At 40.3% G+C, this 7500-nt stretch carries 9 protein-coding genes and 1 other RNA gene; 7 read left to right on the plus strand and 3 right to left on the minus strand.

Annotation, left to right across the window (positions count from 1 at the left end; genetic code table 11):
- Positions 1 to 97 precede the first annotated feature (97 nt).
- From BFU02S_RS13610 to BFU02S_RS13620, 3 genes are all read right to left on the minus strand, one after another.
- The gene (locus BFU02S_RS13610) at positions 98 to 793 is read right to left on the minus strand and encodes a deoxynucleoside kinase (RefSeq protein ID WP_066371678.1); all 696 of its coding nucleotides are present in this window, start codon (positions 791 to 793) and stop codon (positions 98 to 100) included.
- Positions 790 to 1455, minus strand: coding sequence for a deoxynucleoside kinase (locus BFU02S_RS13615; protein ID WP_066371680.1), 666 nt, complete (start codon positions 1453 to 1455; stop codon positions 790 to 792). Before BFU02S_RS13615 ends, BFU02S_RS13610 begins: the two co-directional genes overlap by 4 nt.
- Positions 1456 to 1617: 162 nt before the next feature.
- Positions 1618 to 2907: a glycosyl hydrolase family 18 protein gene (locus BFU02S_RS13620; protein ID WP_066371682.1), complete on the minus strand. Its 1290-nt coding sequence runs from the start codon at positions 2905 to 2907 to the stop codon at positions 1618 to 1620.
- A 96-nt stretch (positions 2908 to 3003) separates the two neighbouring features.
- Between BFU02S_RS13620 and tadA the strand changes: the two genes are divergently transcribed.
- The 7 genes from tadA to BFU02S_RS13655 all read left to right on the plus strand — a co-directional run bounded on the left by tadA (position 3004) and on the right by BFU02S_RS13655 (position 7324).
- A complete protein-coding gene (gene tadA, locus BFU02S_RS13625; RefSeq protein WP_066371683.1) occupies positions 3004 to 3513 on the plus strand; it encodes a tRNA adenosine(34) deaminase TadA in 510 nt (169 codons plus the stop codon).
- 79 nt (positions 3514 to 3592) lie between these two features.
- Positions 3593 to 3857: signal recognition particle sRNA large type (gene ffs, locus BFU02S_RS13630), an RNA gene on the plus strand.
- Positions 3858 to 3999: 142 nt separating this feature from the next.
- On the plus strand, positions 4000 to 5685 hold the full coding sequence (dnaX, locus tag BFU02S_RS13635; RefSeq protein WP_066371684.1) for a DNA polymerase III subunit gamma/tau: 1686 nt from the start codon (positions 4000 to 4002) through the stop codon (positions 5683 to 5685).
- A 23-nt stretch (positions 5686 to 5708) separates the two neighbouring features.
- Positions 5709 to 6026 (plus strand): YbaB/EbfC family nucleoid-associated protein, encoded by a 318-nt coding sequence (locus BFU02S_RS13640; RefSeq protein WP_174520345.1) that lies wholly within the window; start codon positions 5709 to 5711, stop codon positions 6024 to 6026.
- Between the two features lie 83 nt (positions 6027 to 6109).
- On the plus strand, positions 6110 to 6706 hold the full coding sequence (gene recR / locus BFU02S_RS13645) for a recombination mediator RecR (protein WP_066371687.1): 597 nt from the start codon (positions 6110 to 6112) through the stop codon (positions 6704 to 6706).
- A 25-nt stretch (positions 6707 to 6731) separates the two neighbouring features.
- The gene (locus BFU02S_RS13650; protein WP_066371690.1) at positions 6732 to 6950 is read left to right on the plus strand and encodes a YaaL family protein; all 219 of its coding nucleotides are present in this window, start codon (positions 6732 to 6734) and stop codon (positions 6948 to 6950) included.
- 110 nt (positions 6951 to 7060) lie between these two features.
- On the plus strand, positions 7061 to 7324 hold the full coding sequence (locus BFU02S_RS13655; RefSeq protein WP_066371691.1) for a pro-sigmaK processing inhibitor BofA family protein: 264 nt from the start codon (positions 7061 to 7063) through the stop codon (positions 7322 to 7324).
- Positions 7325 to 7500: the final 176 nt, after the last annotated feature.

Here is a 7500-nt window from a genome sequence, read left to right on the forward strand (position 1 = left end):
TTATAAGAATGAAATCGCGCATAAAACTGGAGATAAAAAATCGCTGCAAGATTGCTTGCAGCGTATTTTTTTTAACTCCAAAAGACACATACTGGCATTAACCAATATGTGCTTTAGAGATATATAAAATTTCATTCAGTTTTTCTTCGACCTTTTGGCAGACCATTTTAGCGTCGTGATCACTGTTAACTACATCTACCTGATCCATATCAATGATTAGTACTTCACTTGCATGATAACGATTCATGACCCATTCATCATAACCTTTCCAAACCTCGAAGTAATATTCCTTCAGCTCCGGGTTGATTTCAAAGCTGCGGCCGCGTGCCATAATCCGTTCAAGTACCGTATTAAATGAGCCTTTTAAATAAACCATTAAATCAGGAGCTTTCTTTGGAAGTTCATTCAGTTCCTCCATCATGTTATCTGCCAGCTCTTCATATATTTTAAATTCCAAATCAGAAATCCGGCCTAAATTGTTATTCACATATGCAAAATACCAATCTTCATAAATGGATCGGTCTTGGATCGTATACACCGGGTTTTTCCAGTTCATGCAATCCTTTACCGTTTTAAACCTCTTATTTAAGAAAAATAACTGCAATAAGAAAGGAATTCTTTTGGCCTTCAATTCTTCTGATGATAACTCATAATAGAGAGGGAGAATAGGATTATCATCAACGGCTTCATAAAATACCTTGCTTTCAATTCCTTTTTGTTCAAAGTGAGCCTGCAGCAAATCTGCTACACTTGTTTTCCCAAGTCCTATCATACCGCCAATAACGATACTCATGAACATCCCCCTATTCTACCATGTGTTTGTCCAGCTTCTTTTTTTAGCACCGAAGTGAGCTGCTCTATAATTAGCTCTAAATCCTGGTTATTCTTCACAAAATCTAATTCGTCACCATTAAAGCGGAGAACGGGTATGTCAGGGTGTTCTTGTTCAAACGCTGCTAATGATTGAGCATAGTCCAAAGATAATTGTTCTAAATAAAGAGGGCTGATCTTTTTCTCTACTTCACGGCCTCGTAATTTAATTCGTTTTAGTAAGGTATCAAGACTGGCATTTAAATAAATAATAACATTTGGTTTTGGCATATCTTCCGTTAAGATTTGATAAATCTTAACATATTTTGTATATTCGTCTGGATTCAATGTCCTTCGGGCAAAAATCAAATTTTTAAAGATATGATAATCAGCAACTACTGGCTTACTTTTGCTTAAATAATGAATATTGATGTCCCTTAATTGTTTAAAGCGATTGCACAGAAAAAACATTTCTGTCTGAAAACTCCATTCTTCGATATTTTCATAAAATTTTCCCAAGAATGGATTTTCATCGACAATTTCTTTTAACAGTGCGAAATTGAAATGCTCCGAAATGGATTTTGCAAGTGATGTTTTTCCAACACCAATCGGCCCTTCAACAGTAATAAAGGGTTCAGCCCCCATTGTTTGTCCTCCTTCTCCTTGCCTTTTTATGATTAACCTGGAGTGTTTTTTTATGTTTAAGACAGATGCCTGAAATCGCCAAAAGTTGACAAATTCCGCAATGGCACAAGGACTATTCTATCATAATCTGGGGAGGGAATGGATATGGAAAATAAAACTGATTTATGTCCCTCGTTTTATCACATTGAAATTTTCGATAATCAACAGCCAGTTTTGCGGAAATGAAAGACCAAGCTTCCAATAACTCATGCCACGCAAATTAAGTTCTTTAATTAAATTAAATTTAGCTTGAATGGAACGGGCATCTTCAAACCAGACTTCATGCTGCTTGCCGTCATCGGCTGTATACCTGAAATGGGGAGCCTGTGCTTTTGTATCATATTGGATGTCCACTTTATACTTTGCGGCGCGTGCAATGGCTTCCTGCGGGCTTACGGCTTCAGCAACGGTACCAGGGACAAACGGCAATGTCCAATCATAGCCATAAAGATTCTGGCCCATAAGAATTTTGTTGGACGGCATTTCTGATACGGCATAGTTCATGACCCTTCTTACTTGATCAATGGGAGATACAGCCATAGCAGGGCCGCCGCTGAAGCCCCATTCATACGACATAATGACAACGAAATCAGCAATTTCACCATGTGCCTTGTAATCATGACCCTCATACCATTTGCCTTTTTGGTCGGCGCTTGTTTTAGGGGCAAGTGCTGTCGACATCAGCCAGCCTTCTTGCTGAAACCTTGCTTTTGCCTTCCGTAAAAAGCGGTTGTAAGCCTCGCGGTCAACAGGGCGCAAGTATTCGAAATCAAAGTGTATGTCGCGGAAGCCATAATTTTTTGCAGTTGTTACAATATTATTGATAAATTTATCTTGGATCACCATGTCATTAAGTAATATCTGCCCTAATTCATCACTAAATTTATCTTGTTCTTGATTGTTAATCACCATCATTAACACATTACGGTTGGCACTGGCGATAGCCGGAAAGTTATTGAGCAAAGGCTCTTTCAATGTGCCATCCCGTTTTGCCTGAAACGCAAATGGGGCTAAGTAGGTCATATAGGGTGTAGCTTCTCGGGAGCGGTTTTCCAAATTTGGCAAGACGGAGGTACTGCGCGGTTCCACATAGCCGTTAAATTCGGCATTTCTTTTCGAAGCCTGAGGAATGTAAAGACGTTGCCCGATTTGCAGAGTTTGGTTAACAGTAATACGATTTATTGAGGCAATTTCCTGAGCGGAAACATTCTCTTTTCTAGCAATTGACTGTACCGTATTCCCCTGCTGAACGAAGTAAAATTTTCCGATAATCGGAATGACAATGGATTGTCCAACGACCAGATTGTTAGGATTTGGGATCTCGTTGGCATCGACAATATCTCCGACAGTTGTATGATAGGTTTTGGCAATCGTTGTTAAGCTATCATTTTGTTTTACCACATGAATTTGCATCCAGACTCCTCCTCTTTTATCCGCTATAGTTAATCTATGAGGGAGCAGACCGATTCATGATATAATGTTCAATACAAAAGATTAGGGTGGTTTGTTATGAATGATCCGCAAACACAGGACGAAATGTTTATGATAGAGGCCATTCGCGAAGCAAAAAAGGCAGAGGCCATAAATGAAGTCCCGATTGGAGCCATAATCGTTCGAGATGGCCAAATTATTGCCCGGGCCCATAACCTAAGGGAAAGAGAACAAAATTCTTTAGCGCATGCCGAACTGCTGGCTATCGAGGAAGCTTGTAAGGAAGTCGGATCGTGGCGGCTTGAGGACACGACTTTATATGTAACATTAGAGCCATGTCCCATGTGTTCTGGTGCCATTGTGTTATCAAGGGTGAAACGGGTTGTTTATGGCGCCAGTGATCCAAAGGGCGGCTGTGCCGGAACCTTGATGAACCTGTTGCAGGAACCGCGTTTCAATCATCAATGCGAGGTTGTAAGTGGAGTATTGGAAGGTGAATGCAGCCGGATTCTATCGGACTTTTTTCGAAAACTTCGCGACAAGAAAAAGGCTGAGAAAAAGAATGTTACAAAAATTAACAGTGAATAACGATTGATTTTTTTCGAGAATATTTGTATACTAAAAAAGCGTCATATAAGACGCAACTAAATAATTGGTATCAACTTTGCCGCGCTAGGTGGGGAGGTAGCGGTGCCCTGTACCCGCAATCCGCTCTAGCGGGACTGAATCCCTTCCCGAGGCTGATTACCTGTAGGGTCTGCCTTAAGCAAGTGGTGTTGACGCCCGGGTCCTGCGCAATGGGAATCCATGAACCATGTCAGGTCCGGAAGGAAGCAGCATTAAGTGGAAGCTCCCATGTGCCGCAGGGGTGCCTGGGCCGAGCTAACTGCTTAAGTAACGCCTATGGGTGTCAGTCAACGGAAGGTGCGCGGCAGTAACTTTACATAATAACAAACTCATCTCAGAATTGGGATGAGTTTTTTTGCAAACTTTTAAAAGTACGCTTTGAATTATGGAAAATAGATAGGCTATAATGGATGAGATGAGAAAATTTTTTGAAGGGGGCGGTGTCTGATGACTTATCAAGCTTTATATCGTGTTTGGCGTCCTCAGGATTTTAAGGATGTAGTCGGCCAGGAACATGTCACGAAGACATTGCAAAATGCCCTGCTTCAGCAAAAAATTTCCCATGCCTATCTTTTTTCTGGTCCAAGAGGGACAGGAAAAACAAGTGCGGCTAAAATTTTAGCGAAAGCAATTAATTGTGAGCATGCACCGGCTGCTGAACCATGCAATGAATGTGCAGCCTGCCGGGGCATTACAAATGGAACGATTCCGGATGTTTTAGAGTTTGATGCGGCATCCAACTCCCGAGTTGAGGAAATGCGGGATGTTCTTGATAAGGTCAAATTTGCTCCAACGGCAGTTAAGTACAAGGTCTATATTATTGATGAAGTGCATATGCTCTCGATTAGTGCATTTAATGCTTTACTGAAAACTTTGGAAGAGCCGCCGAAACATGTTATTTTTATTTTGGCAACGACAGAACCGCATAAAATTCCGCTGACGATCATTTCCAGATGCCAGCGTTTTGATTTTAGAAGGATTACAGCCCAGTCGATTGTCAGTCGAATGAGATTGATAGTCGGTGAAACCGGAGTAGAGTGTGATGAACAGGCGCTGCAGCTGATTGCCCGGGCGGCAGAAGGTGGGATGCGCGATGCTTTAAGTTTGTTGGACCAGGCGATTTCCTTTAGCGGAGATCGAGTGACGATTGACGATGCATTAACCGTAACAGGTTCTGTATCACAAGGTCTGCTCAATAAAATAGCGGTAGCCTTCAATGAAAAGGATGTTGCTGGCGGTTTGGAGGCGTTAGAGGAGCTTTTATTTCATGGTAAAGACCCTGTACGCTTTATTGAGGATTTAATTTTATTTTACCGCGATATGCTGCTTTACAAGACAGCACCGAAACTTGAAGAATCGCTGGAAAGGATTATGCTGGATGATGAATTTCGCCTTCTTGCGGAAAAGACATCAACAGAGACAATTTATGGGCTGATTGATTTGTTAAATAAAACCCAGCAGGATATGCGATGGACGAATCATCCGAAGATTTTCCTTGAGGTGGCGATTGTTAAACTGTGTCAATTAGAAGTGAAAGAGTCCAATCTTGGAAATGCGGAAAACCTTGAACCGTTATTGGCACGAATTGACCGGCTTGAACAAGAGTTGCACTTTTTAAAAGAACATGGTACACCGGCAGTACAGCAAAATGTTTCAGCACAGCCGCAAAAGTCAGTAAAAAGAGCTTCAAAAAATTCATTTCAGCCGGCGGTAGGGAGAATAAATGAAGTACTAAAACAGGCAACAAAGAATGATTTAAATCTAATTAAAGCGAATTGGGCAGAAATGAGGGCAGGCCTGCTGAAATCGCAAGCTGCCCTGTTAAATGAAGCTGAGCCGGCAGCAGCTTCAGCGGATGCTTTAATAATAAAATTCAAGCATGAAATGATTTGCCAAATGGCGATGAATCGAAGTGATTTCCTTGAAGCGGTTACCTTAGGACTGTTAAAATTAACCGGCAGAAGGTTTATCTTGTTAGGAGTTCCTGAAGATCAATGGCATTCGATTCGGGAGGATTTCCTAAGCGGTCACCAAGAAAGCCGGGAAGAAAGCAGCGAAAAACGCGAAGAAGAACCGCATATTACTGAAGCGAAGAAGCTGTTTGGCACAGAGATTGTAGAAATTATTGATTAATAAATTATAGGAGGTAATGAAATATGATGCGTGGCGGCGGAAATATGCAAAATATGATGAAACAAATGCAAAAAATGCAAAAGAAAATGCAAGAAGCACAAGAGGAATTAGGGAGACAAACAGTTGAAGGAACTGCAGGCGGCGGGATGGTTACTGTTACTGCAACAGGCCATAAACAAGTAACAGATATCGTCATTAAACCTGAAGCAGTTGATCCAGATGATGTTGAAATGCTGCAGGACTTAGTTCTGGCAGCTGTTAACGATGCCCTAAAAAAGGCGGATGAACTTGCGAATAATACAATGGGGCAATTTACAAAAGGACTTAATTTGCCGTTTTAAATAATAAATTCAGGTATCCCTCTATCAGAAATGCGTAAAATGATTGATAGAGGGTGAATTTCTTTTCAGAGAGGAATATTAATATGCATTATCCTGAACCGATCTCGAAGCTGATTGACAGCTTTATGAAATTGCCGGGAATTGGCCCGAAAACAGCCTCTCGACTCGCCTTCTTTGTGTTAAGTATGAAGGAAGATACTGTCCTCGATTTTGCAAAAGCGCTGGTAAATGCGAAACGAAACTTGACATATTGTTCTGTCTGCGGTCATATTACAGATCAAGATCCTTGCTATATTTGTACTGATGAGCGGCGTGATAGGAGTATTGTTTGTGTTGTACAAGATCCAAAAGATGTGATTGCCATGGAGAAAATGAAGGAATATAATGGTCTGTATCATGTTCTACACGGTGCAATATCACCGATGGATGGCATCGGTCCAGAAGATATCAATATTCCGGATTTATTAAAACGTCTTCAAGATGAAACAGTGCAGGAAGTTATTTTAGCAACAAATCCGAACATTGAAGGAGAAGCAACAGCGATGTATATATCCAGATTATTAAAGCCATCCGGTATTAAAATAACTAGAATTGCTCACGGATTGCCGGTTGGCGGGGATCTGGAATATGCTGATGAAGTGACTTTATCCAAAGCATTAGAGGGGCGGCGGGAATTATAAGTCTAAAGGTCCGGAGGTAGTAACAATGTTTTTTCGCCGTAAAGGACGTCTTCGGCAAGAATATGATCAAAAGCTGTTGACTCTATTAACTAAATTTAAAGAACAATGGAACCAAGAAAAAGTACTACTGGAAAAGAGTTTTGATCCTTCCGAAGAAGTAATTTGCCAAACCAAAATCATTGAAGCAAAATATTTTTTTCTGCTTCGAGAAGTGAAACAAAGAAATATCACATTAAAGAAATAAACTTAATTCTACTCAAGCAAAAGATGCTTGAGTATTTCTTTTTTAAAGGTCTAATAAGCCGGACTTGTACATAATCTGTTCCTAAAGAAATTTTTAAGGGAGGAGCTTTTTTGGAACCGATTATTGTAATCTCTGTTTTAGCCGGATTTGTTTTATTATTGTTATTTAGCGGGGCTTCGTTTAAACCATTACGATTTGTCGGTCAAGCTGTTATAAAATTAGTCATCGGAGCATTATTCCTGTTTTTTCTAAATACAGCAGGCAACCGATTTGGTATTCATGTACCAATTAACTTCATTACATCATCTGTTTCGGGTTTTCTCGGTATTCCTGGCTTGCTAGCTTTAGTTGCAATCGAACATTGGGTCCTATAAACTGTTAGCCGCTTAAAAAGGGCGGTTTTTTCTTTTGAAAAAAGGTTGACGTTTGAGGCAATATGCTTTAATATATTAAAAGTCGTTGGTCGATGAACATAAGAAATATAAAAAACATTGACAAAGATAGAGATAAATGATATATTTAAAAAGTCGCTGTAAGCGATGTTGAATGG

Source organism: Neobacillus fumarioli NBRC 102428 (assembly GCF_001591485.1).
GTDB lineage: Bacteria > Bacillota > Bacilli > Bacillales > Cytobacillaceae > Neobacillus > Neobacillus fumarioli.